Genomic DNA, 25942 nt, shown 5'->3' on the forward strand with positions numbered 1-25942 from the left:
AGCGGTATGTCTTTAATAAGCATTTTGATTTTTTCAATTGAATTTTTTTGATATTTTTCAAAGTCATGTTCATAACCAATGCCAAATCTTACTTCGTAGCCTGTACCTTTGGGTTTTCTATAACCAACCTGAATATATTTACCTGATTTTTGGTTTGAAACACATAATATTCATTTTCTTTTATCTTCTTTTTTGGTTTTCATAACTGTATTATACCATACTTTACCTAGTAAATTACTAGTTTTTTTACATATTTATTTATAAATATGTATGTGTAAAAAAAGCATAAAAAAACCCGCAAGTGGGAAATGCGGGACTAAATTTTGGAATGCTCTTATTGAAGAATGTTATTAAAAAATGGAACTATAAAATTCCATTTTTTTTCATAAAGTCTAGCATCGATTTAGCAACTGCTTCAATTACATTTATGCAAACAGAATTACCAAATTGTTTATAGGCTTGGGCATTTGAAACAGGAATTACAAAATCGTCGCTAAAACCTTGGAGCCTTGCACATTCTCTCGGTGTAAGCATTCTAGGGTTTTTGTTTTTTTGTTCAATTCACGCTTCGCTTCCATCTTTGTAATATCTAGCACTAATTGTGTTTGTATATTTGTCATTTTCGTTAAATAGAGAAAAACCGAAACCATTCCCTTTTAATTTTTGTAGTTCTTTTCTTTTGATTTGGTTTTGATATAAACGATCGCTTATTGTGTATTTTTCATCAACATTTTTTTCTAAAATGTCTTTAATTTTGATCTTTTCGTCGATTTTGCCTTTAGGATAAATGAATTCATCAAAATTATTTTTAAGATATTGTTTATCAAAACCGACAATTATTATTCTCTCTCTGTTCTGTGGCACACCAAAATGATAAGCATTTAATACCTCTGGACTTGGAACATAATAATTTAGTTCATTTAAGATTCTTAAAATAACTTTTAGTGTATTGCCTTTATCATGTGTTCTTAGACGTTTAACATTTTCTAGCATAAAAGCTTTTGGTCTTTTTGCTCTCAAAATTTCAGCTATATTAAAAAATAATGTTCCTCTATGGTCGTCAAAACCTTTTCCTAGTCCCGCTTGTGAAAAAGGTTGGCAAGGGAAACCAGCTAATAAAATATCATGATCAGGAATATCTTGTGGATCAATTTGAGTAATATCGCCGGAAGGTTTTTCTCCATAATTAATTTCATAAGTTTTTTGTGCGAATTTATCTCATTCAGAAGAAAAGACAGTTTTTCCTCCATGTCTTTGAAAACCCTGTCTTATTCCTCCGATTCCAGCAAACAAATCAATAATTGTAAAAGAATGATTATTATTTTTAAAATTAAATTTTGGCTCGGTTGGAAAAGCATTTATTTTTTCAAAAATTGCATCAGGAATTTCTTTTTTTTCACATTCTCAGTCTTTCATCTCTTTTTCCTGATTTTTAGATAAAGATAATGCATCTGCAAATTCTTTTCTTGTTATGCCTAATTTTTCTCTTTTAGATTTTAATATTTCAGCTCTGCTTTTCATTTTTCTCCTAGGTTAATTTAATTATAAACAAATGATTAATTTGTAAATTTTATATATTGTGAAAAATTAAATAAAAAATGCCTTGCGGCATCTTTTTGATTATTAATAATTAAGCTGAAAGGCTAACACCTTTGTTTTTAATAGTTTTAGCTGTTTTGGCACTAACTCTTAAAGTCATTTTTCTGCCATTAACCATAACTGTAATTTTTTGTAAATTCACGTTAAATTTACGTTTTGTAGCGTTCATAGCGTGTGAACGTTGGTTACCAACTAATGGACCTTTTCCTGTAATTTGGTCAACTCTTGACATAGGGTCTCCTTTCATAATTAAAACTATAGTTTAAAAAGTATATTAATTATATATTAAAAAAATATATTACAAGATTTTTTTTAATTTAATGTTTAAGATTACAAATAGCCTAAAAAGGCTGTTTCATAGCGTTTTTAGTTAAATTGTGTCTGCTATATGTTTAGCAGCAATAGCTCCGTCAGATGCTGCTGTAACAATTTGGCGAACTGTTTTTTTACGAATATCGCCAATTGCATAAAGCCCTTCAATACTTGTTTGCATATGGTCATCTGTAATGATAAAACCAGCTTGATCAGTTATATTTAAATGCTTGAATGAAGAATTGTTTGGAATAAAACCAATAAATGGGAAAAATGCTTTTACCTCAACTTCTTTAAGTTCATTGTTTTTTAAATCAATAATTTGTGCTTTTTCAATACCATTTTCGCCTTGTAGTTGCTTAATTTGGTGTTCCATGAAAATTTCAACATTTGGCAGCTTTTTTAAATCATCAACTAATCTTGGTTCAGCGATGAAATGATTGTCTCTAACTACTAAATAAACTTTACTTGCTATTCTTGCTAAGTATGCCGATTCTTCAACCGCACTATTTCCGCCACCTAACACTAACACATTTTGACCTTTGTATAAAGGACCATCACAGGTAGCACAATAACTTATTCCGCGATTAACATATTTTTGATAATTTTCAATAAAGTTTGGTTCTCTGTTTAACATCCCTGTAGCAATAATGACTTTTTTACTGGTTAATTGGTCGCCTGAAGCTAAACTAACTATAAATAGTTCGCCTGATTTTTCAATTTTATTCACTTCTCCAAATACATGTTCTGCTCCAAAAGAAATTGCATGATTATAAGCTTTTAAAGCTAAATCAAAACCATCGATAATATCAAAGCCTAATCAGTTTTCAATTTTGGAAGTAGCTGTCATTTTGCCACCAGGAGCACCTTTTTCAACCAGAGCAACTTTTAAGTTAGCTCTTGAAGTATATAGTGCTGCATTTAAGCCGCCGGGTCCGGCACCAATAATTATTACATCGTATTTTGTACTCATTTTATCCTTTTAATGTTAAAGCAGTTAGATTTTCTTTAGTTCTTTTAGTTCTGAAAAATCTTGTTTTATTAATCATTTGGGCATATTGTTCAGGATGAGCATATTTATAGTCAAAATAGTATTTTCTTTTAACAACGAAATAGTGAACTTTTGAGAATCATTGTCAATAAATAAAGGCTATTGCGCCACCAACAATAAAGGCTAAAGATGCTAACACATACATTGAATATGATGTTTCACGTAGCGGTTCCATTGCTAAACGTACAATACCATATCAAACAAAATACAAGCCGGCTGAAGCGCCTGGTTTTAATAAACCAAATCAACCAATTACTCACACAATAATTAAATAACCAACTAAGTTAGCTAAACCTTCATATAAGAATAATGGGTATCTATAAAGTCCAATTTGGTTATAAGCATCAGAAACAGAATCAGAAATATACATATTACTTGCAAAACTTTTGCCAAAAATTAATACACTTGAACCGTTCCAATCAACTTTTCCATATAACTCATGGTTGGCATAGTTACCTCAACGACCAATTACTTGACCAATTAAAATTGTTGGAATGATTATTGTTCCACATTTACGAATGTCTAATTGATCTCTTTTGGTATATACATAAATAAAATCGCAAAGAAAGGCTAAAATAACTCCACCTTGAATACTTAAACCACCTTCTCAGATAGCATACCAACGGCTAAAGTCAAATGTATCTCTTTTATAAAGAAATTCTTCAACTAAGTCTCATAAACGCGCACCAATAATAGCAGTTGGAATAGTAATTAAAATTAAAGACATCAAGTGTTCTCATTTGTATTTTTGTCTTGCTCAAAAAATAGCAATAGTTAAAATTGATGCCATTATACCTATAAACAAGGTTAATGAGTAAGTTCTTATTTCAAATGAACCAATACTAAATAGCACACCTGCATGACCAGCTTTATAAGCTGCGCTTGGATATCAAATTTCATTCATTACATTTTCTCCTTTCTTTGTTCTAATTGTTCTAAAACACTAAAGCCTTCACGACGAGCCAAATAAGTGCTAACTGCCGCTTCTATTAATGATGCAGCAGAAAAACCGTTACGCACTGGAATCTGTGTTTTAACAATTGAGCCATCTAAAACTGGATAACGTAAATATTCAATACCTAATCTATCAAATTGATTATTTCCTTCTGGAATAATTAATTCAACAACTAGATCAATGACAGCTCCAGAAGTTATAGCTTTAATACCATAAGTATATTTAACATCGATTAAACCAATACCTCTAACTTCAATATAATTTCTTGTAAGCTCCGGCGATGTTCCATAAAAATTTCCACCGATGTGTTTAATTAAAACAGCATCATCACTAATAAATACATGGCCTCTTTGAATTAATTCAAGAGTTGCTTCTGACTTACCTACTCCACTTTTACCAATAATTAGCACACCTGTTCCACCAATTGAAACAAGACAACCATGAACTTGTTCTTCTTTTGAAAAGAAGTCTGTTAAATATGTGCCAATTGTTGTCATAACACTAGCAGTACTTGCATTAGCACAATAAACTGGAATTTTGTATTTTGTTGCTATTTTTACAATTCATTGTTGATGTATTTCTTTAACCCCTTTTGACAAAATTAAAAGAGGCGGTTTGATTTTTAGAACTTCATCAATTGCTTTAATAGCATTTCTTTTGCCAATTTTTTTAAAGAATAAACTTTCCGCTGTTCCTCAACAAATAACATTTTTATGGTGTCTTGAACTTACCATTTCACCAGCTAACTCTAAACCAACTTGTTTAACAGCTGGATCTAAAATGTCACGATAACTAAGCTCATGTTCTGCATTGGCAATTTGGATATTGAACTTTTCAATAATTTTTTTAACGTTGATAACTTTTTTATTCATATTTAGCCTTAATATACTTAATTATTATAATTTAATTAATTTTTTTATATAACATAATGTGTTTTACATTAAAATTAACATATTAAATTCCCACACGTAATTACATAAGAATAATAATTTTGAAAGGAGTTAAGTATGACACCAACTCGTATCATACCAATCGGGGGTGTTCAAGAAATAGGTAAATCTACTTTAGTTGTTGAACACGGAGAACATATTTTTATTATTGATGCTGGTATTAAATTTGCTGATATTGCAACAACTGGTATTAAAGGTATTATTCCCGATTACACTTATTTAAAGGATAAAGAGAAAAACATCGAAGGTCTTTTTATTACTCACGGACATGAAGATCACATCGGTGGAGTAGTTCATTTATTAAAACAAGTTAATATTAAAAAAATCTTTGCTCCAAGAATTACAATTCAATATTTTAAGCTTAAATTTGATGAACATAGAATTAGTCAAAAAATTGAATTTATTGAAACAGAAAAAACAGCAGTACATCAATTTGGCGACTGTAAAGTTGATTTTTGATCAGCTCAACACTCAATTCCAGATGCTTTTGGAATTAGAATTACTACCCCAAATGGTTCATTAATGTGTACAGGTGATTTCAGATTTGATTACAATCCAATCGGAAATCACTTTACTGATTTTTCAAAATTAGATCAAATTGGTAAAGAAGGCTTAACAGTTTTATTAAGCGATTCAACTAACGCAATGCGTCCAATGCACTCACCTAGTGAAAATGACATCTTAACTGACATTGAAAAATACATGCGTCAAGCAACTAAAAAAACTATTATTACAGCTTTTGCTTCAAACTTAACACGTGTAAAAGCAATTATTGAATTAGCTGAAAAATTAGGTAAAAAAGTAGCCACATTTGGTAGATCGATGGTTCAGGGAGTAAAAATAGGTCGTAAATTAGGTTATATTAATGCTTCGCCTGAAATTTTTGTTGATAAAAAAGAAATTCCAAATGTTGCTGGTAAAGATCTAGTTATTTTAACCACTGGTAGTCAAGGTGAACAATTAGCTGCTTTATCAAGAATGAGCTATGGCAAGCATCAAATTGTTAAAATTGAAAAAGATGACATGATTATTTTCTCTTCATCACCAATTCCTGGCAATAGAATGGTGATTGAATTGTTAGTTAATAGACTAGCAAAATTAGGCGCAATAATTAAAGAAAATGGAGTTGATGGCTATTTACACACTTCAGGACACGCTTATAAACATGAGCATGATAAAATTTTCCAATTAACTAAGCCTAAATATTTTTTACCTTATCATGGTGAATATCGTATGTCAATGGTTCATGGTGAAAGTGCTGTGAGAAATGGCGTAAATCCCAAAAATATTATCATCCCTTCATTAGGTAGAGTTTATAATATGATTGACCAAAAAGTCTATGAAACAGATGAAAAAATCGATTTTGGCCCAATTTATATTGATGGTAATAATGTTTTAAGTTTGAATGCTAACATCATGAAAGAAAGAGCTAATTTAGCTGAAAGTGGTTTCGTAAGCATTATTTTAACAATTGATAAAAAAGATAACGCTATTATTGGCAGACCATCATTAATTAGTCGTGGTAGTTTTTATGTAAAAAATTCACTTGAATTAGTTGAAGAAGCAAAAAGAATAGCTCATGGAGCAACTTTATATTACATTAAAAATACACCTGATTGAAACGTTGTAGAATTAAAAAAAATCATTAGCGAAAGACTAGAAAATCTATTTTATAAGGAAAAAAGAAGAAGGCCAGTTATTATTCCTGTTATCTTATTTACTGATGAAGAAGATGAACCAATGTTCGTAAATGTGCCAATTCAATTCAACAGTAGAGATAATGCAGAAGAAAACAAAGAAACACTAAAAATGCTTAATCAAATTAAAAGTGATATTTTTGGTTCAAAAGAAGAACTAGAAGATGACTTTTTAGATGAAGATGATGAAGAATAATCCGTAAGGATTATTTTTTAATAACTTTTTAGCCTGATGATATGGTAAAATTAGTCCATGAATTATACAGTAGATAATCAATTAAATATAGAATCAAATAACTCTAAAATCTTTAAGAGTGCTAAAGCAAAATTGTTTGCTTCAGCAATGATGTGATTTGGAATCAACTTATTTATAGCCTTTTTAGTTGGTTTCTTATGTTTAAAATTCCAAGTTTGAGATCACTTATTTTCAAATAGAAACTTTTTAAAAGGCTTGATAATTGCCATTAGTTTAGCAGTCATATTCATAGTTGCAGCAACATTATTAAATAAATTCTGGATAAAACTGAATCCTATTTTGTCGTTTGTTTGTTCAACAATTTTAATGGGTATTATTGGTTTTGAATTAGTAACTCCAATCTTGTATTACACAAAAGCTTTAGAACCAGAAAAAATAGCGGCGGTCTTTTTATTGCCAGCTGCATTAATGATAATTATTGGTTTATTAGGCAGTATGAATTTAATTAAAATCAAATTTGTTTGATTTATTACAATTGCTTTAGTAGCTATAATGATTATTACATCAATAGTTTCAATATTTGTGTTTAATAAAAAAATCAACACACTTATTATTGTTGCTGGAATTGCTTTAGGCGGTTGCTATATGGCAATTGATTGATGATTATTACATAAAGTTTCGTCAAATGAAATTTATGATCCTGCTGAATTAAACAGTTGAAAAGCTATAATGACACACGGAATTTATTTCGGTTTCAAATTTGCTTTTGATTACATTTATGTTGTGTATTACGTTGTAATGCTTCTCAAAGGTAATTAATTTAAATCACCTTATGGTGATTTTTATTTTATTAATTAGGTGAGAGTTTTCCTAATATCAACACAGGTAAATTGCCTAATTAGGCTGTTTTATAGTAAAAAAACACAAATATGCTATTTGTGTTTTTTTGTTAATCTAAACCATTTTTGTTTTTGAAAATTAATTTAATTGGACAACCAGTAAAATCTAACACTTTTCTAATTTCTTTTTCTAAATGTCTTTCATAACTAAAGTGTAGAAATTTTTTATTATTCACGAAAAAGACAAATGTTGGGATTGGAGCTTCAACTTTTTTAACAAAGTAAATGTTTAATCTACCACCATTATATGGAGCGGCTGGTTGAACAATTTGAGTTTCACGAATAAATGTTGATAAAGCTTGAGGCTTAACATCTCTTAATAAATTGTTTCTAACTTTTAAAATGATGTCAATTAATTTGTCCATTCTTTGATTGTGTTTAACAGATACAAAAACAACTGGAACTCATGGCACAAAATGGAATCTGAAACGCATTTTCTTTTCAAATTCTGCCATAGTATTAGTTTCTTTATGAATTAAATCTCATTTATTAACAACTATAATAATTGGCTTATCATTTTCTAAAGCATAACCAATTATTCTAGCATCAAAGTGAGATAAATCTTGTGAAGCATCAATCATAATCAATGATAAATCTGAATCATCTAATGAAGTAATTGCTCTCATTAAAGCATATTTTTCAACATTATCTTCGATTTTGCTTTTTCTGGTAATTCCGGCTGTATCAATTATTTCGAATTCTTCGCCTCTAATTTTAACTATGCTTTTAACACTATCTCTTGTAGTTCCAGCAATTTCTGAAACTATTGAACGGTTATCATTGGTTAAACGATTTAATAAAGAGCTTTTTCCAGCATTTGGTCTACCAATAATTGATAATTTGAATTTTTTCTCTTCGTGTTCATCATCAAGATTAAGATGTTTTAAACATTCATCTAAAACATCACCAATTCCATGTCCATGTTGAGCAGAAATGGTAAAAATATGGTCTGCACCTAATTTATATCAATCATAATTGAACTCTGACATTCTACCTTCGAGTTTATTAGCAACAACAATTATTGGTTTATGAGCTTGTCTTAATTTGCTCATAATCATCATGTCATCATTAGTAATTTCGCTTGACCCATCAACCATGAAAATAATAACGTTTGCTTCATCAATAGCAATTTCAGCTTGAGTTCTAATTTGCTCTTGAAATGGTTTATTTTCAACTTCGATACCACCGGTATCAATAACTTTAATTTCTTTGCCATTTCATTCGAAAGTTTCATAAAGACGATCTCTAGTTACACCTGGTCTATCATAAGTGATCGAACTTTTTTTACCTACTAAACGGTTAAATAAGGTACTTTTACCCACATTTGGTTTACCAATAATAGCAATAATGTTATTACGCATTATTAGCCTTTTCTTTAACCAAATTGATGATTGTTTCTACAACTTTTTCAAAGCCCATTAAAGTACAATCGATTTCGATTGCATCTGAAACTTTGTGTAATGGATCCATCGATCTGTGGGTATCTTGATAATCGCGTGCTTTGATTTCAGCTAACACTGTATCAAAATCAGTATTGTAGCCTAATTCTTCATTTTGTTTAATTCTTCTTTTGGTTCTTTCTTCAGGTGAAGCTGTTAAGAAAATTTTAATTTCGGCATAAGGCATAATTCTGAATGTTGTATCTCTACCATCCATAATATAACCCTTATTTGCCTTTGTTATAGCTTGAATTGTATCAACAACATATTCACGAACAGGTTTATAAGTTGCTATTTTTGAAGCGGCCTTTGAAATAACATCAGCTCTAATTTCTGATGTAATATTTTCACCATTTAAATAAATATGTTCTTGATCATCAATAGTAATTGAATGATTATTTTTTAAAGTTTCTAATGATTTAACAACTGCTTCCTCATTTGTTATATCAACATTTTGGTTACAAGCATAATAAGCAACTGCCCGATAAAAGCTCCCTGTATTAACAAAAATATAACCAAGCCTTCTAGCTAATTCATTTGAAACTGTTGATTTTCCCGCACCTGAAGGTCCGTCAATAGCAATATTAATTTTTTTCATAATTTACTCCTAAGAATTAAACATTTATATATTCTTTTAATTTTATATTATTAAGTTTAAATAATAGTTAAAAAACATCAAAAATGAGTTAATTATCAATATCAACAAAATCTTGGATTTTAATAATCGTTGTTTGATCTAAATTATCTTCTTGTGTTTTATCAAAAACTGTTTCATCAGACAAAATTGATGAGTCATTTAATTCATTATTATTAATTTGGTCTAATAAAAAATCCAATTCTTGTGAAGAAAAAGTTAATTTTGAAAAAGGGTTTTGTTTATTTTTTTGGCTTTGTTTATCTAACTCTTCATATTTACTTAAAATGTCAATTATTTGTTTATTACCAATTAAATCTGGTGTTTTCAAATTAAACAATTTACCAAAATCATCATCAAAAGCAAAACCGTATTTATCTATAAAACTGCTTAAATCGTCAATTTTACCAAATTTTTCTCAAGCTTTTTTTAGCTCTGGTTTAACTTTTAATAAACTAGCTAACAATGTTTCAAAAGAATATGCTTGATTATTTTTGTTGTTTTCTTTTTCTTTTTGCATAATTTAATTTTATAGATTGCAAAATAATATAAAAGAAAAATGCGAAATATTAATTTCCGCATTTCAAAATTATTTAAGTTTATCAATTTTCTTTATGAACTCTGTGTTGGTGTCATCATTAAAGTCTTCTAGTGATGTAGCCATTTTTTTCATCTCTCTGCTTGATAATTTAGGCATTACAATTGACAATTTAATAATCAAGTCTCCTGCGCGGTTGCCTTTAACTATACCTTTGCCTTTAATGTTTAATGTTTCACCATTATTGTAACTGTTTTTTAGTTTTAAATCAAAAGCACCATAAGGAGAAGGAATTTTAATTGTGTTTTCTTTAATAACATCTAAAAATGAAACTGGAAGTTCAATCATTAAATCTAAACCACGTTGTTTAAAATAAGGGTGATCGCTAACTACAAATCTTACAATCATGTCACCGGCAGGACCACCATTTTCACCTGGTTGACCATAACCATCTAATTTAATACCTTCACCGGTTTGAGTTCCCGGATTAATATTAAATGTAACAATTTTGCTTTTCTTTATATAAATTGAACCATGGCATTTTGGACAAACATCTTTAATGATTTTACCCTTACCACCACATTTAGCACATTGTTTTCTAACCATTTGTTGGCCAAATGGAGTATTTAAAACTTGATTAATAACTCCTTGACCATTGCAGTCTGGACAAGTTACAACATCGCTTGGATTTTTTGCTCCTGTTCCATTACATTCATCACAAAGTTCATATTTTGTTAATGTTCTTTGAATTTTTTTACCATGAACAGCGTCAAGAAAACCAATTCTCATTTCTGCTTCAATATCTTCACCACGGATTGGCCCTGTTGGTTTTTGTTTTTTTCTACCAAAATTGCCAAATCCGCTAAAGAAATTGCCGAAGATATCACCTAAATCTTCACTAAAGTCACCGAAATTAATATTCATCCCACCAAAATTCATGCCACCGAAATTTGGTTGACCTTCAGCATTACCAAAACGATCATAATTTGCTCTTTTTTCTTTGTCGCTTAATACTTCATAAGCTTCGTTTAATTCTTGCATTTTTTGATCACTTGTGCCGTCTTTCAATTTGTCGGGGTGATATTGCATTGCTAATTTACGGTAAGCAGCTTTAATTTCTTGTTCTGTTGCTGTTTTGCTAACACCTAATACTTCATAAAAATCTTTTTTTGACATGTAGAAATTTTAGCACAGAAGCTATTTATTTGCTAATATATTATTTTAATTTTGTCATTTGTTCAATTTAGTAAAATTAAGACATGAGATTACTAAAGAGCAAAAAAGCTAAAAAAGAAAATAAAAGCGTTGTTGAAGAACAAAATAAAAATGAAAACACTGACACAGTGACAATAATTTCTGTGCCAAATAAAAATAAAACTGATGATTTAATCGTAACTTCAATAATGGATGCTGAAGCAATGAAAATATTCAACCGTGATGAAATTGATAGTTTGTCTGATGACTTTCATGAAAAATTATTAGAAACAGCCATTAAAGATGCAATTTCAGATAAAACATACATTAAGAAAAGTAAAAGAAAAATGATTTTATCGTCTGTTTTGCTTTGATCAATTGTTATTATTTTGCTTGCTCTTTGTGTTATTCTAATTTGTACAATTTTAATTTGAGATCGAACTCACCAAATTTTACCTAGTTAATTTTGCCTATAAAATAGGCTTTTTGGAAAATAAAAAATATAGAAATTGCTTCTATATTTTTATTTAAATTTAATGAATTGTTTAACTGCCATGAAGTATTGAACTCCGCTAGCAATGCTAAAGCCTAACGCAACAATCAATGGTAAGTTAATCAAAATTATTCAAAGTGGCATCAAGTCTGTTAATAACATTTTTGCCATTGTTTCAGGGCTGTTGTAAAGCGAAACGCCAATAATTAAAGTTAAAATTGTTCCAGCAGACATTAAAATTGTTTTAATTTTTCCTAGCAATTTTGCACTAACATCAATGTTGTGTTTAGACATTAAAGCTCTAAAACCGCTAACAATAAAGTCTCTAATTAAAAAGCCAGCTACTAATCAAAGAGGTATTAATTGAAAACTATAATTATTTGGATAACCATGATCTGTTAAAGGGAATGATGTAAAAATAGCAGCACCAAAAAGTAAACCAATTGTTGTAGTTACTTTATCGGCAATTGGGTCTCATAATTTACCGAAATTTGACACTAAATTGTATTTTCTTGCTAAGTAACCATCCACAAAGTCGGTGATCATAGCCAAACTATAAAAAACAATAAATAATGAAATCATTGTAATTATTCCTGTTTGGTTAATTGCATATCCATTATCTACATCTCTATAATCCATGCCATTTAAATTGTTTAAATCTATTTTAATACCATAAACATTGAAAAATGTTGCTATTAAAAGGCAGAATAAAGGAATTGTCAATACTAAACGAATTAGAGTTAATAAATTAGGTAAATACTGCGGAATTTTTACAGTTTTGTTCATTATTTTAACTCCTTCGCATAAAATTCAGCTGCTTCATTTTTTGCCGAAATAATTTCTTCATCGTTTTCAACATCTTCGTATTCGGCAAACATTGTGCTAATTTTGTTGATTGTATCAACTAGCTTTTTATCTCATAAATTGCTTCTTGTGTCCCTTAAATTAATAAAGCAATCCAAAAGTTCGTTTAATGAATCTGCGCCAACAATATATTCTTTAAAATCTTTATCGTTTTGAATTGATTCTAAGTATAAATGTGCTGTTTTGGTAATTTCACCCATTGTATATTTACCAATTGAAGGTTCAAAATCATTTAACTTCTCTGCATTTTCTTTAATTAAATAATGAAGTTTTGCAACGAAAATTTTCTTGTGGTATTGTGCTTTATTTTCAAAAATAAGTTTGTTCTTTTTAATTCTATTTTTCTTAACTCTGTCTTTGACAGCTGAATAAATTACAAAAATAACAATTAAAGCAACAACAACACCTAAAATTATTCATGTTCCATAACCAGCAACTCCTGATGATTGAGTTTGTGTTGAGCCAGTTGTTGCGGTGTTAAAATATGTGGTCATATTCCCTCCAGAAATTTTTAAAATTTTTAAGTTATTATATTATATATTAATATGTAATTATAATATGTTTTGATTATGGAGAAAGACTTATGAATAAACTTAAGACTGAAGAAAAAATTAAACAAGAAACCTGAAACTTATTTAAAGAAATTGGCATTATAGTTACTTCCGATGCTGAAATTCCAATTAAAAATCCAAAACGTAAATGATTTATTTATATTTTAAGAAATATTTATGCTGCTTTTATTGCCACAATAATTCTCTTGTCTTTTTCAACATTTCTTTTATTGAAAAATAGCACATCAATAGCAACTTCATCAATAGCAGTAACTATCGAAATCATCACTTTTATAGTGCTTTTGGTCGATATTGTTCTTAGAGCAATAACTTTTCCAACAAGAGATCCTAAATATAAAAAGTTATGAACAAGCCAATTAAGATTTTTCATAACTTCACCGTTTTGAATTTCATTTTTATCATTATTGCCTTCTTTTTCAGTTATCAATGTTTGAACAGGTTCGAATGAAACTATTGGTTTTTTCGATTATTTAAGAAACTTCAAAGTCGTAAGAATTCTAAGAATTTTCTTGCTTCTAAATATGTTTGCAACAATCAAAAGCATTTCTAAATCATTAGGCACACAAAAATACATTCTTTATTATGCTTCAATTGCTATTGTCTTAATTCTTTTGGTTTTCTCATTAACTATTTGATATAGTGAAACAGCTTATGCTCAAGCAATGGTTGCTCAACACAACGCTAGTCATCCAGATAATTTAATAACTTTAGAAGATTATTATGCTCAAAATAGTAATTTAGTTCATACATATTGAGATTCAGTTTACTTTACTTCAATTACTTTAACAACTATTGGTTATGGTGATTTTGTGCCTCATAGTCCAACCACTAAAATGGTTATTCCTATAATTTCAATTATTGGAATCGCCTTAATTACTATGCCTGGTGGTATTATTGCTGCTTCAGTCTTAGATGTTCTAAATAGCAGAAAAAAACAGCCAGCACAGGTGGCGCTTTCAAGTGAACAAACTAAAGAAATTGCAGAATTAATAGAAAAAGAAATTCAAAATAGAGTTGATTTAATCATTAAACAACAAACTAATAACGATATTAACAACACTAAAAATTCAAACCAAAGCAATCAATAATTAATGTGTTAAAATTTAAATGATTGCTGGGCGATTGCTTGAGTGGCTGAAAAGGACGGTCTCGAAAATCGTTAACGTTGCAAGACGTTCAAGGGTTCAAATCCCTTATCGCCCGCCATATGCAAATAATATGCTTAAATAACACTTGGTGTATTTTAGAGATATCTAAAATGCGCCAAGTTTTTTTGTTCCTTATAATAAAAGTTTGCATTTAAGATTTTAATTTTATGCTACTAAGTGGGAAATGTAAAAATTAACGATTGAGCTTTTTCACAGGCGAATTAGAAAAATAAAGAATGCAGATAACACTTCTGAATTTTTTAAATTATTTCATTTTAACCATGTGTGTTAAAGTTCTAATTAATTGTGAAACATATGATGATTAGTTGTCATATCATGTGAATAATTTGTAAAGTTTTTCGCTATTTGTTTATTGAATTTTAGTTTAAGTGGCATCAAAAATTGAAACATAGCGTGGATCAATAATGCCTGACGAAACAATTTTGTTCGTTTAATATCCCAATTTTCCAAGTTGGAAGCTCATTTTTATAATTTTAAACTCTACTTATTAACTTTATAAATATAATTATTAATATATTAATTAATTATTGGGAAAATTATGAAAAAAATTAAAACTTTTTTGAAAATGACATCAATTTCAGGTATGACATTAATTCCTGTGGCATTTGTTGCTTCTTGTGAAAATTCTAAACAAAAAGAGGCTAAAAGTTTAATTGAAGAATTTGAAAGTCTTTTAAAAGAGATAGGGGGGAGATGCAGCAGCTCCTTATGTGGCAGTATTTAGTGCTGCTAAAGAAAAGATTAAAAATGCTAACGATGAAGAACTTGACGCGATTATTGCAAGCTTCAAAGAATTAATAAAACAAGTAAAAAACCTTAAAGCTTCAATGGCAAATTCAAACACAGATTAAAATATAAAAAATTGGGGTTAACCCAATTTTTAAATTTCATCTGGAAGTTTCCCATGTTTCCAAGTTGGATATCATTTTCAATGATAAAGTACTTATTTACAGGAGTATTTACATTTTATTTAAGTAATATTAATAACATTTTATCTTTTAATTTTATGCTACTAAATAGGGAATGCAAAAATTAACCATTGAGCCTTTTTCACAGGCGAATTAGAAAAATAAAAAATGCAGATAATACTTCTGCATTTTTCAAATTATTTCATTTTAACCATGTATGTTAAAGTTCTAATTAATTGTGAAACATATGATGATTCGTTGTCATATCATGCGAATAATTTGTAAAGTTTTTCGCCATTTGCTTCTTGAATTTTAGTTAAAGTAGCATCAAAAATTGAACCATAGTGTGAACCAATGATGTCTGATGAAACAATTTCATCTGTTTCATATTTTAATGTTTCATTAGCTGCTGAAGCAAATGTAGCATTTAATTCTTCAACTGTTGGTTGTTTTTCTAATTGAACTGTTAAATCAACAAATGAACCTGTAATTGTTGGAACACGTAATGCTGAACCATCAAGAACACCTTTAGCTTCAGGAATAACTAAACCAATTGCTTTAGCTGCTCCAGTTGTTGAAGGAACAATGTTTTGAGCTGCTGCTCTTGCTCTTCTTTTGTCACCTTTACGGTGTGGGCCATCTTGAAGCATTTGGTCAGCTGTGTAAGCGTGAACTGTTGTCGTGTAACCATTTTTTACACCGTAGTTGTCAACTAAAACTTTAACAACTGGTGCTAAACAGTTAGTTGTACATGATGCTGCTGAAACAATTACATCATCAACATTTAATGTTTTGTGGTTTACATTGTAAACAATAGTTTTAACATCAGAACCGGCAGGAGCTGAAATTAAAACTTTTTTAGCTCCAGCAATAATGTGTTTGTTTGCAAGTTCTTTTTTGGTGAAGAAACCTGTACATTCGATTACTAAATCAATGTTTAATTCTTTTCATGGTAAGTTTTCAGGATCTTTTTCACTTAAAATTTTAATTTCTTTACCATTTACAACAATAGCATTTTCTTTAACTTCTACATCACCTTGGAATGGTCTAAATGCTGTATCGTATTTTAATAAATGAGCCAACATACTTGGGTCAGATAAATCATTAAGTGCAACTACTTCAACTTCTTTGTTATTTGTTTCGATTAATTGACGAAAAATTAAACGTCCAATTCTACCAAAACCATTAATAGCTATTTTTTTCATTTTTCTCCTTATTTTAATAATTGAATAATTAATAAGTGATTTCTAGCATAGCTAGAAAAAGCTTTCTTATAAATTTTATTAAAAAAATCAATTTAAAAAATAAATATGTAAAAATAAAATTGCGAAAAAATAATGTAAAAAAGCACAAAATTTATTTTTTTTGTGCCTTTTCACTTGTTTTTCTTTCTAAAATCTGTTTATATGCACACATGGCAATCATTGCGCCGTTGTCTGTTGAATACTTTAAATTTGGAATTATTGCTTTAGGGCTTAATTTAAGAAATTCTGACCTTAAAAATGAGTTAGCACTAACACCTCCGGCTAGTACTAAAGAATTAAACGAAAATTGTTCCATGGCAATCTTAACTTTAGAAATTAAATATTCAACAGCAATTTTTTGGAATGAAACTGCCAATTTTGTTTCATCCAATTTATTATTTCTGCTAATTGAATTAGCATACAAATTAATAACTTGTGATTTTAGTCCGCTGAATGAAAAATCTAATTCATTTTCTGTTTTAGGTGTTGTTAATTTATAAAAATCATCTTGATATTGTTGATAAATCTTATCTATTATTGGACCGCCTGGAAAGCCAAGACCTAATTTTGTGCTAACTTTGTCAAAAGCTTCGCCAACTGCATCGTCTAGTGTTTGTCCCAAAACACTTATTTCATAGGCACTTTGTGCCAACATTAATTGTGTGTGCCCGCCTGAAACTAATAAACAAAGTGCAGGATATTTTATTTCATTATCAATTGCTGCTGAATAAAAATGTCCTTCCAAATGATCAATAGGAATTAATGGTTTATCAAGCGCAAGTGAAAGCGCACTAGCAAATAAATAACCTATTTGTAATGTTCCTATTAATCCAGGTTTTTGTGTATAAGCAATATAATCAATTGTTGATAAGTCGATTTTATTCATCAACATTTTTTGAATTAGACTAATATTTTTAACATGTTCTCTTGAAGACAATTCCGGGATTGTTCCGCCAAATTCTTTAAAAATATCTATTTGGCTAATAGAAATTAATTCTAAAACCTTGCCATCTTCCAAAACCGCAATTGAAGTGTCATCATGGCTGGTTTCAATACCTAAAATTCTCATTAAGTTTAATAAGCTTTCTTAATAGGGAATTTTTTAGTTCATTTTTTGATTAATTTCATTATTTTACTTACTCTCTTAGTATCTTCGAGAATTGCAAAACCTTTTGATAAGATTTCATGCATTATGTTTGCTAAGTCTTCTCAAGGTTCAAAGTTTCTTGAGGTCATAGCTGGAGTTCCTAAACGAATACCTGAAGTAATCATAGGGCTTAATGGATCATTCGGAATTGTATTTTTGTTAACGGTAATATTGAAATTTGCCAATAAATTAGCTGCTTCTTTACCTGTTAAATTATAAGATTTATGAACATCAATAGTGAAAAGGTGGTTATCAGTTCCGCCTGAAACTAAAACTGCTCCTTTTTTGATAAATGCATTAGAAAATCTTTTGGCATTTGTAACTATTTTATAGGCATATTCTTTAAATGAAGGTTTTAATGCCTCGCCAAATGCAACTGCTTTTCCGGCTATTTGGTGAACTAATGGACCACCTTGAAAACCAGGGAATACTCAACGATTCATTTTTTTGGCAATTTCTTCATCATTAGTCATAATGATAGCGCCTCTAGCACCTCTAAGTGTTTTGTGAGTCGTTGAAGTTATGATATCAGCATAATTTACAGGAGATGGATGAACGCCACCAACAATTAAACCAGCTATATGAGCAATATCAGCCATTAATTTTGCACCACAAGCATCTGCTATTTCTCTAAATTTTTTGAAGTCTATTAATCTTGAATAAGCAGAATAACCAGTAATGATTAATTTTGGCTTTTCTCTCATTGCTATTTCCATAATTGCATCATAATCTAAATAACCATTTTCATCTGTTTCATAGGCAACTGAGTGAAAATATGTTCCACTAAATGTAATCTTATAACCATGAGTTAAATGACCGCCAGAAGTTAATGAAAGACCCATTATTTTGTCGCCTGGATTACAAATAGTTGCTAAAGCAGCAGCATTTGCAGTTGAGCCAGAATATGGTTGAACGTTGACATATTTAACACCAAATAATTCTTTTAGTCTTTCTTTAGCAGTTTCTTCAACTACATCAACATATTCACAACCACCGTAGTATCTTTTAGTTGGATAACCCTCAGCATATTTGTTTGTTAAAATTGATCCCACTGCTTTTAAAACATCTTGACTTACATAGTTTTCGCTAGCTATTAATTCAATATGATCTTTTTGTCTCTTATTTTCTTGATTGATTGCTTTTTGAATAATTTTGTCATGCATCTTCATAATCAATCTCCTATTTATTGTATTTATTATTAAGATTGTTAATTTCTTCAGCTTCAGCAGTAATTCTTAATGTAACGTTGTTTTTGTTTTCTTTTTCAAATTCATCAAGTCATTCAATTGAAAAGACATTTGCAACCTGTTTTATTTCATCAATTTTGTCTTTTATACTTACGTGTGGATCTAAAGCGAAAGTTAAATCAATATTTTTTAATGGTTCATTAATATATTCTTTAAATAGAGTTTTTGATGCTTCTTTTTCAAGAGCTTTGAATTCAGCAATTATTACACCTGTTTTGTCATAAGCAGGATTAATTTTACCTATTCAGCCTATGAAATTGTTATTTTGGTAAATTTTAGCTGAAACATTTGGGTGAATAAATTTATTGTCTTTAAAAGGAACGAAACTTAAATTGTCAGTATTTAAAATATTAGCAATGTTAGCTTTCATTTCATCAAATGATTTAGCATTCGACATTAAACCATATACATATTGATTTAAATTAATCATTCCTGATTCAAAAAAGCTAAATTTGTTCATTTTACGTTTTATGTTGTATTCAGCTACTTCTAACAATGAAGCTATTAATGAATTTCTTACCACTTCACGTTCTAATGAAACAAAAGTATCAAGTTCAATATTTTCTTCAAAATCGAATGGATTGAAAATATTTTTTTCTTTGCTAATTAAACTAAATGTTCTAATTTCTTGATAACCCATTGCTTTAAGATTGTTTTTAATGTTTTTTGTCTTTAAAACAGTTGGATTGGTCAAAATAGGGGCAACTGGTTTAAAGTTATCGTAACCATAAAATCTAAAGTATTCTTCAATAATATCTTCATAATTAGCAATGTCGCTTCTGTAAGCTGGAGCAACAATTCTATTTTTATCAATTGAAAAGCCGATTTGTCTTAATTGAGTTTCAACGCTACTAAATTGATTTAATTCTTTTACATCCATATTAGCATATGTTGCTAATTTGTGACGGTTTTGAATGATATTAACTTGCTTACTTGCTTTAGGTAAATTAATAAACTGGCTAATTCTTTGTTTATCATCATGTGCTTTATAAACCAAGTATTTCATTCCCATTCTTACCATTTCTTTATTAATGCCTCTTGATCCTTGAATTGAAGAATTTGAATCTAATTTAATTTGTTTAGCTGTTAATCTAACTGCTTTGTTATCGAATGAACCTATTTCAAAGGCAATTTCATTACTTTTTTTATTTACTGATGTGGCTTCTAATCCCATTACTGAAGCTAAAGATATAGGAGAATTCTCATCTTTAATAACTAATGCATTGTTTAATACAACTTCTTTTTTACCTAAAATTTCCACTTTGCCTGAATAATATTCGCAAGTAATATTATGACCGATCTTGTTTGAATCATAAGCGTGTGTTGGCGCTCCGGTTAATAATAAATTCACATTTGTTATATCAATTGCTCAAATGCCTTTGGCTTCAATATTGTGTTTTGCTAAAAATAATTGATCTTCTAACTTAGTTTCATTATTTTTTACCTTAACTTCTAAGAATGCTAAAGCATTAGCTTCATTTTTGTTAACTTTAATTTTTGATCTAAAATCAGCATCAAGTTTTCTATTTCAATTGAATCATTTGAATTCAGTATTGTAATAAGCAGCTAATTCCAGTGCTAAAACATAGTATGAATTAATGTCTGCTCTATTTGATGGTGTTGTTATATCAATAATATAATCATCTAATTCAAAATATTCAATTGGATCTGTGTCTAAATTAAATTTCCCACCTTTTATCATTACTAAATCATCTTCTGAATATGGTAATTTAGTAATATCAAAACCTAATTCAGGAAAACCTGAAAGCATTCCTTGAGAAACAATTCCACCCATTTTTTTAGCAGCAAATGTAATGTCTCCTAATTGTGCACCTTCTACGAAAGCAACTGTGAAATAGCCTTTTTTGGCATTTTGTGCAACTGTTTGAATTGTTATTTCACCAGTGTTAGTTAATAATTTAACTACATTTAGAGTTTGAGAATTAGGGTTTTTATAAACATCAAGAACTTTAGCAAATTTAATACCTTTGGCTTTTGTAAATGGTTTAATGCTTTCTACTTCATAGCCTAAATTATTAATTGCTTTTTCCACGGTTGTATCAAGTTTAATATTAGGTAAAAATTTATTTAATTGTTTTAATGAAATTAACATAATCTATCCTTTCTAAGACTAAAATCGATTTGTTTTTCTTCGCTTAACATTGAATTTATTTTTTTAAAACAGTTTGAACTATAAAAAGGATTAGCACCTTTTTTATAACTAAGCGGCGAAGGATGAGAAGTAAATATAGTTTTAAGCTTGTTTATAGGTAAATTAGGCGAAAATTTCTTAATAAAATTTAATGCTTCATTGCCTCATAAAACTAAAATTACATCAGAATTATTTTCAAAAATATATTGAATTAAATTCGCAACATATAATTCTCAACCCTTGTTTTTATGGCTTTTTGGTTTATTTTCTTCAACAGTTAAAACTGTATTTAATAATAAAATACCTTGCTGGGCTCAAGAGTCTAATTTAAAAGTTTCAATTACTGATCCAGGGTAATCTCTTTTAACCAAATCAATAATATTTTCGAGACTTCTTGGACAATTTTTGTTAGAACTAAATGCTAAACCATCCGCATAATTTTTTGAATAATAAGGATCTTGTCCTAAAATGATTACTTTTAAGTCCTTAATTTCACAAAAATCTAAGGCTCGATATCAATTTTTCTTTTCTGGAAAAATTTGCTTGGTCTTTAATTCTTGTTCTAAGAAAGCCATTAACTGTTTAAAATAATCTTTTTTCAATTCAATGTTATGAAATTTTTGATAACTACTCTTCATTGTTAAATTGTCTTAATGTTCTTAAATCGTTTTTGTAGAATTCTCTAATATCTTTTATTTCATATTTGATCATTGCTAAACGTTCTAAACCTAAACCGGCAGCAAAACCATTGTATTTTTTAATATCATAGCCTGCCATTTTTAAAACATTTGGGTGTAACATTCCCGCCCCTAAAACTTCAATTCATCTATTTTTGTAATAAATATCAACTTCAACGCTAGGTTCTGTAAATGGGAAATAACTTGGTCTTAGTCTAAGTTCTAAGTCGGTTTCGAAAATATAACTTAACAATGATTTTAAAGTTCAAATTAAATTAGGGAAACTAACTTTTCCAACACTAACAAAGTCTAATTGAGTAAATTGATGAGAGTGAGTTGCATCATCTTCATCATTTCTATAAACCTTACCAATTGAATAAGTGTTTAATGGTTTATTAGCATTTTTTTCAAGAGTAAGCGCTGTAATTCCTGTATTGTGAGTTCTTAATAACAAATTGCTATTAAAATATAATGAATCTTGCATGTCCCTTGCTGGGTGTTCTTTAGGAATGTTTAATCTTTCAAAGTTATATAAATCATTTGTAATTTCACCAGCGGTTGATTCAAAATAGCCATTTTGATTAAATCAATCTCTTAATTTTTGCTCAATAAGTGTTATTGGATGTAAGCCACCAATTGTAGGAATTGGTTTAGCCACATCATAATATTCGTTGGCAATAATTTTATTAATTCTAATTTCTTCGATTTTTTGTTCAGCTTCTTGAATTTTTTTGTCATATACTGCTCTTAATTCAGCAATTTTTTTACCAATTTCTCTTTTTTCTTCAGGCGAAGCTTGTCTAATTTGTTGTTGTAATGCGTATAATTCTCCATCTTCAGAGAATATTTTATTTTTAACTTGTTTTAAGTCTTCTAATGTTTCAATCTTTTCTCAATTTATATTATTCATTTTTGCTCCTATTAATTTTTTTAATTAATTCATAATACTCTTTAATCTTTGGTGAATCATTGTCATGAAATTCTAAAAATGTTTGGTCTTTAATTTTAGTTGGCAAATATGACTGTTTTACAATAGAATTAGGAAAATCATGTGGATATAAATAGCCTAATCCGTCTCCTAATTTACTTGCCGAAGAATAATGTGAGTCTCTTAAGTGTTTAGGTATTTCATAAACATTACCTTGGTCAATAAAGTTTTGGACTTTGTTCAAAGCCATATAAACACTATTGCTTTTTGGTGCTAGAGATGTTGTAATTATCGCAAAATATATGGGTAAATTTGCTTCGGGAAAACCTAATTTTTCAACAGCATTAAAAGCTGCTTCAACTCTTAATGAGACATTAGGGTCTGCTAAACCAATGTCTTCATAAGCAACACAAGTTAATCGCCTAAATAACCCTTGATAATCTCCCGATTTTAAAATTAAAGTTCCATAATACAAAGCGGCATCAACATCGCTTCCTCTTAATGATTTATGAAAAGCAGACAAATTGTTGTAATGCGCGCTTGAATTCATATCACTATAAAAATTAATGTTTGGAATTAGTTTTTTTAGATCTTCGTTTTTTACTTCCTTATTTCTATTTAATAAAGCAACCATTTGAAGATTATTTAGCGAATTCCGATAATCTCCATTAGAATGTTTGATCAATGAAAGTAAAACATCATCTTGAATTATTAAATCTGGAAAATGCTTATCAATAACTTTTCTTAAACTTTCTGCAACATCTTTTTCATCTAGTTTTGTGAATTGTAAAATTTGCATTCTGCTTCGCACTGCCGGATTAACTCTAAAATAAGGGTTTTCTGTTGTAGTAGCATAAACAATTACCTTGTCATATTCCAAATAAGAAAGCAAAATATCTTGTTTATCTTTATTTAGCCTATGAATTTCATCAATTATAATAATCTCTTTACTTTTAAGCAAATCAATTAATTCATTTTTACTGCCGATTGAAGCATTAAACATGCCATAAGATTTTTGCATATCGTTTGCTAAAGCAACAGCAGTTGATGTTTTACCCGTTCCGCTTTCTCCGAAAAAGATGAAGCTAGTCGATAATTTATGTTCAACTATTTTTTTAAGTAAATTTATTGTATTTTTTTGTCCTATAACATCTTCTAATGTTTGAGGCCTTAATTCATTGGCTAAATTATTCATAGTTATTTAATTTTAAGACTTTTTAAATAAAAAAAATCATTTTTTGGGAAAAACTCAAATCATTGTTTTTTAGTCGTTCATTAAGCAAAACGCACAAATAAAAAACGACAATCTATTTATTGCCGTTTTTGCTATTTAGAACATTTTAAAATGTGTTTTAGATATTGTCTTTTTAAAATCTTCGTCTTTATTTTTAAAAAGATTTTGAGCAAACTCTTTGACATTTGGACCAGCTCCCAATGGCAGATCAACACCAAATTTTTTGCTTTGTTTTTTCATGAGATTTAAAAACATTCCTCTTGCCAAAACCGAAGCAACAGCTACATTAATATCAATGTTTTCTGCTTTATGGCTTAATAGTGTATCAAATTTAATTTTTGGCAATTCTCATTCGTTTGTGTCTAAAACCATTTTTTTATAGTATTTTTCAATTGATTTTAGTGTTGAATATTGGTCAATAAAAACATAATCAATATTTGAAGCCAAACTCTGAAGTTTTTCTAAGGCTTTTAAATGTGAAAACATTTTTATCTCATTGGCATTTAGTTTTTCATTCAAACGGTTGTATTCTAATGGCGACAAATAATTTATTGAATAATAAACTAAGTTCTTTATCTGTTCACACAAAAGTAAAATTCTTGAATCAGATAATTGTTTACTGTCTTTAATACCTAATTCAATTATTTTGTCTAAATTTTTTTTAGGTACAATCGCAGCACATGAAACTACAAAACCAAAAAAATCACCAACACCTGTTTCATCAATTCCAATTATTTTTTTGTCCTTTAAATCAATTTCACTATTGTATTCAATAAAAATCATTATTCATCATCTTCTTCATATGACTTACGTGTTTTCATAATTTTGTCATATGACGCATTGCTTTTTTGAATTACTTTTTCTGGATTATCTAATAACTTGTTAATGAATTCACCAACAGCGCCTTGATCATTTTGTGTTTTCATTCTTACTGTGGCATATTTCTTAACATCGTTAGAAGCATTACCAACAGCAACTGAAATTTTTGCTACCTTAAACATAGGTACATCATTGAAACCGTCTCCGAATGCAACTGTTCTATCTAAATCAATTCCGTAGAAACGCGATAAAAGACTTAATGCACGTCCTTTATTAACAGAAACATTAGTAATATCAAACACAGGTGTTAAACCTTTTCCTTTTGATCAATATGAAAATTCACCTAAGTCTCCGTATTTTCTCTTTAAATATGAACGCAATTCTTCAACATCTGTTGTTTCTTTAACATCAAAAATAATTCCAGTTGGTTTAAGTGGTAATTTATTGAAATTTAAACCAACAACAAATTTTTGGCTTTCTCTAAAACCAAAAACACTTTCAAGGTCTTTATCTCTTTTTTGGATTTGCACTCATCCTGGTCCTTCAATAGCTATGTTTGAAATCTCTTGTTTAACTTTAGAATCTCCTAAAACATATAACATTTCATTTAAGTCTAAATATTTAATGTAAGGAATAAAGTTTTCGTCTTTTGGATTGTGAATTTGAGCACCATTGTAGTTAGCAACAACTGTATCTAAACCTAATTTTTCATAAATTGGTTTTGTACTTCTTCATGGACGGCCTGTCAATAAACATACAACATGCCCTTCTTCTTTTGCTCTTAAAATAGCGTTAAAAGTCTTTTCATGAATTTCGCCTGTTGATGATTTAGCTAATAATGTTCCGTCTAAATCAATGGCAAATAAAAATTTTTCTTTATTTAAATCCATTTTTCTCCTAATTTAATTATCTAAATTTGATTCTTTAATAGTAATATTTTTTAATAATTAATTTTAAATCACATATATATTTTATATTAAAGCAATCAAAATGATAAAAAAAGCCTATAAATTAGGCTTTTTCA

The 25942-nt window shown here is 29.0% G+C and carries 26 protein-coding genes, 1 tRNA gene and 1 pseudogene; 7 read left to right on the forward strand and 21 right to left on the reverse strand.

Annotated features, from left to right (window positions below; translation table 4 throughout):
- The 6 genes and pseudogenes from T395_RS03345 to hprK all read right to left on the reverse strand — a co-directional run.
- Window positions 1-203: pseudogene (locus T395_RS03345) on the reverse strand (IS1634 family transposase); the annotation flags it as partial.
- Between the two features lie 160 nt (window positions 204-363).
- Window positions 364-1521, reverse strand: coding sequence for a DNA (cytosine-5-)-methyltransferase (gene dcm, locus T395_RS0100685; protein WP_029512592.1), 1158 nt, complete (start codon window positions 1519-1521; stop codon window positions 364-366).
- 109 nt (window positions 1522-1630) lie between these two features.
- Window positions 1631-1831, reverse strand: coding sequence for a 50S ribosomal protein L28 (gene rpmB, locus T395_RS0100690; protein WP_029512593.1), 201 nt, complete (start codon window positions 1829-1831; stop codon window positions 1631-1633).
- A 138-nt stretch (window positions 1832-1969) separates the two neighbouring features.
- A complete protein-coding gene (locus tag T395_RS0100695; RefSeq protein WP_029512594.1) occupies window positions 1970-2884 on the reverse strand; it encodes an NAD(P)/FAD-dependent oxidoreductase in 915 nt (304 codons plus the stop codon).
- Window position 2885: 1 nt separating this feature from the next.
- On the reverse strand, window positions 2886-3866 hold the full coding sequence (gene lgt / locus T395_RS0100700) for a prolipoprotein diacylglyceryl transferase (RefSeq protein ID WP_029512595.1): 981 nt from the start codon (window positions 3864-3866) through the stop codon (window positions 2886-2888).
- The gene (gene hprK, locus T395_RS0100705; RefSeq protein WP_029512596.1) at window positions 3866-4789 is read right to left on the reverse strand and encodes an HPr(Ser) kinase/phosphatase; all 924 of its coding nucleotides are present in this window, start codon (window positions 4787-4789) and stop codon (window positions 3866-3868) included. The genes lgt and hprK overlap by 1 nt, the downstream gene beginning before the upstream one ends.
- Before the next feature lie 135 nt (window positions 4790-4924).
- Here hprK and T395_RS0100710 point away from each other — a divergent pair, with 135 nt between their 5' ends.
- On the forward strand, window positions 4925-6760 hold the full coding sequence (locus tag T395_RS0100710) for a ribonuclease J (protein ID WP_029512597.1): 1836 nt from the start codon (window positions 4925-4927) through the stop codon (window positions 6758-6760).
- A gap of 57 nt (window positions 6761-6817) precedes the next feature.
- Window positions 6818-7579: an MAG0110 family membrane protein gene (locus T395_RS0100715; RefSeq protein ID WP_029512598.1), complete on the forward strand. Its 762-nt coding sequence runs from the start codon at window positions 6818-6820 to the stop codon at window positions 7577-7579.
- A 130-nt stretch (window positions 7580-7709) separates the two neighbouring features.
- Here T395_RS0100715 and der read toward each other — a convergent pair whose 3' ends face one another.
- The 4 genes from der to T395_RS0100735 form a co-directional block, all read right to left on the reverse strand.
- Complete coding sequence (der, locus tag T395_RS0100720; protein ID WP_029512599.1) at window positions 7710-9020, reverse strand: ribosome biogenesis GTPase Der; 1311 nt, start codon at window positions 9018-9020, stop codon at window positions 7710-7712.
- Window positions 9013-9696 carry a (d)CMP kinase gene (gene cmk / locus T395_RS0100725; protein WP_029512600.1) on the reverse strand — a complete coding sequence of 228 codons (684 nt, stop codon included), beginning with the start codon at window positions 9694-9696 and terminating at the stop codon, window positions 9013-9015. Before cmk ends, der begins: the two co-directional genes overlap by 8 nt.
- An 88-nt stretch (window positions 9697-9784) precedes the next feature.
- Complete coding sequence (locus T395_RS0100730) at window positions 9785-10252, reverse strand: hypothetical protein (protein WP_029512601.1); 468 nt, start codon at window positions 10250-10252, stop codon at window positions 9785-9787.
- A 69-nt stretch (window positions 10253-10321) separates the two neighbouring features.
- Window positions 10322-11446 (reverse strand): DnaJ C-terminal domain-containing protein, encoded by a 1125-nt coding sequence (locus T395_RS0100735; protein WP_029512602.1) that lies wholly within the window; start codon window positions 11444-11446, stop codon window positions 10322-10324.
- A gap of 83 nt (window positions 11447-11529) precedes the next feature.
- Between T395_RS0100735 and T395_RS0100740 the strand changes: the two genes are divergently transcribed.
- Complete coding sequence (locus tag T395_RS0100740) at window positions 11530-11928, forward strand: hypothetical protein (protein WP_029512603.1); 399 nt, start codon at window positions 11530-11532, stop codon at window positions 11926-11928.
- A gap of 59 nt (window positions 11929-11987) precedes the next feature.
- On the opposite strand, the gene T395_RS0100745 is transcribed toward T395_RS0100740, so the two are convergent.
- Together T395_RS0100745 and T395_RS0100750 are read right to left on the reverse strand one after the other, a co-directional pair.
- Entirely contained in the window at window positions 11988-12743 is a 756-nt protein-coding gene (locus T395_RS0100745; protein ID WP_051617766.1) for a CDP-alcohol phosphatidyltransferase family protein, read from the reverse strand.
- Window positions 12743-13315, reverse strand: coding sequence for an MHJ_0274 family protein (locus T395_RS0100750; protein WP_051617767.1), 573 nt, complete (start codon window positions 13313-13315; stop codon window positions 12743-12745). Before T395_RS0100750 ends, T395_RS0100745 begins: the two co-directional genes overlap by 1 nt.
- A gap of 89 nt (window positions 13316-13404) precedes the next feature.
- Here T395_RS0100750 and T395_RS0100755 point away from each other — a divergent pair, with 89 nt between their 5' ends.
- From T395_RS0100755 to T395_RS03625, 4 genes are all read left to right on the forward strand, one after another.
- The gene (locus tag T395_RS0100755) at window positions 13405-14481 is read left to right on the forward strand and encodes a potassium channel family protein (protein WP_029512606.1); all 1077 of its coding nucleotides are present in this window, start codon (window positions 13405-13407) and stop codon (window positions 14479-14481) included.
- A 28-nt stretch (window positions 14482-14509) separates the two neighbouring features.
- A tRNA-Ser gene (locus T395_RS0100760) sits at window positions 14510-14599 on the forward strand.
- Between the two features lie 501 nt (window positions 14600-15100).
- Window positions 15101-15286, forward strand: coding sequence for a hypothetical protein (locus tag T395_RS0100765; protein ID WP_029512607.1), 186 nt, complete (start codon window positions 15101-15103; stop codon window positions 15284-15286).
- Window positions 15273-15413, forward strand: a complete 141-nt coding sequence (locus tag T395_RS03625) for a hypothetical protein (protein WP_156933062.1) — start codon at window positions 15273-15275, stop codon at window positions 15411-15413. Before T395_RS0100765 ends, T395_RS03625 begins: the two co-directional genes overlap by 14 nt.
- A 254-nt stretch (window positions 15414-15667) precedes the next feature.
- Here the strand turns inward: T395_RS03625 and gap are convergent, their stop codons facing one another.
- The 9 genes from gap to T395_RS0100815 all read right to left on the reverse strand — a co-directional run bounded on the left by gap (window position 15668) and on the right by T395_RS0100815 (window position 25808).
- Window positions 15668-16675 (reverse strand): type I glyceraldehyde-3-phosphate dehydrogenase, encoded by a 1008-nt coding sequence (gap, locus tag T395_RS0100775; RefSeq protein WP_029512608.1) that lies wholly within the window; start codon window positions 16673-16675, stop codon window positions 15668-15670.
- Window positions 16676-16826: 151 nt separating this feature from the next.
- Window positions 16827-17783 (reverse strand): tRNA (adenosine(37)-N6)-threonylcarbamoyltransferase complex transferase subunit TsaD, encoded by a 957-nt coding sequence (gene tsaD / locus T395_RS0100780; protein ID WP_029512609.1) that lies wholly within the window; start codon window positions 17781-17783, stop codon window positions 16827-16829.
- A 5-nt stretch (window positions 17784-17788) separates the two neighbouring features.
- The gene (glyA, locus tag T395_RS0100785; RefSeq protein ID WP_029512610.1) at window positions 17789-19030 is read right to left on the reverse strand and encodes a serine hydroxymethyltransferase; all 1242 of its coding nucleotides are present in this window, start codon (window positions 19028-19030) and stop codon (window positions 17789-17791) included.
- 10 nt (window positions 19031-19040) lie between these two features.
- Complete coding sequence (locus tag T395_RS0100790; RefSeq protein ID WP_029512611.1) at window positions 19041-21221, reverse strand: phenylalanine--tRNA ligase subunit beta; 2181 nt, start codon at window positions 21219-21221, stop codon at window positions 19041-19043.
- Window positions 21215-21898, reverse strand: coding sequence for a uracil-DNA glycosylase (locus T395_RS0100795; RefSeq protein ID WP_029512612.1), 684 nt, complete (start codon window positions 21896-21898; stop codon window positions 21215-21217). The genes T395_RS0100790 and T395_RS0100795 overlap by 7 nt, the downstream gene beginning before the upstream one ends.
- The gene (gene pheS, locus T395_RS0100800; protein WP_029512613.1) at window positions 21888-22847 is read right to left on the reverse strand and encodes a phenylalanine--tRNA ligase subunit alpha; all 960 of its coding nucleotides are present in this window, start codon (window positions 22845-22847) and stop codon (window positions 21888-21890) included. The genes T395_RS0100795 and pheS overlap by 11 nt, the downstream gene beginning before the upstream one ends.
- Entirely contained in the window at window positions 22840-24060 is a 1221-nt protein-coding gene (locus T395_RS0100805; RefSeq protein ID WP_029512614.1) for a replication-associated recombination protein A, read from the reverse strand. The genes pheS and T395_RS0100805 overlap by 8 nt, the downstream gene beginning before the upstream one ends.
- A 135-nt stretch (window positions 24061-24195) precedes the next feature.
- The gene (locus T395_RS0100810; protein ID WP_029512615.1) at window positions 24196-24882 is read right to left on the reverse strand and encodes a ribonuclease HIII; all 687 of its coding nucleotides are present in this window, start codon (window positions 24880-24882) and stop codon (window positions 24196-24198) included.
- Window positions 24882-25808, reverse strand: a complete 927-nt coding sequence (locus T395_RS0100815; protein WP_029512616.1) for a Cof-type HAD-IIB family hydrolase — start codon at window positions 25806-25808, stop codon at window positions 24882-24884. The genes T395_RS0100810 and T395_RS0100815 overlap by 1 nt, the downstream gene beginning before the upstream one ends.
- Window positions 25809-25942: the final 134 nt, after the last annotated feature.

Source organism: Mycoplasmopsis iners ATCC 19705 (assembly GCF_000701805.1).
GTDB classification, from domain to species: Bacteria; Bacillota_I; Bacilli_A; order Mycoplasmatales; family Metamycoplasmataceae; genus Mycoplasmopsis; species Mycoplasmopsis iners.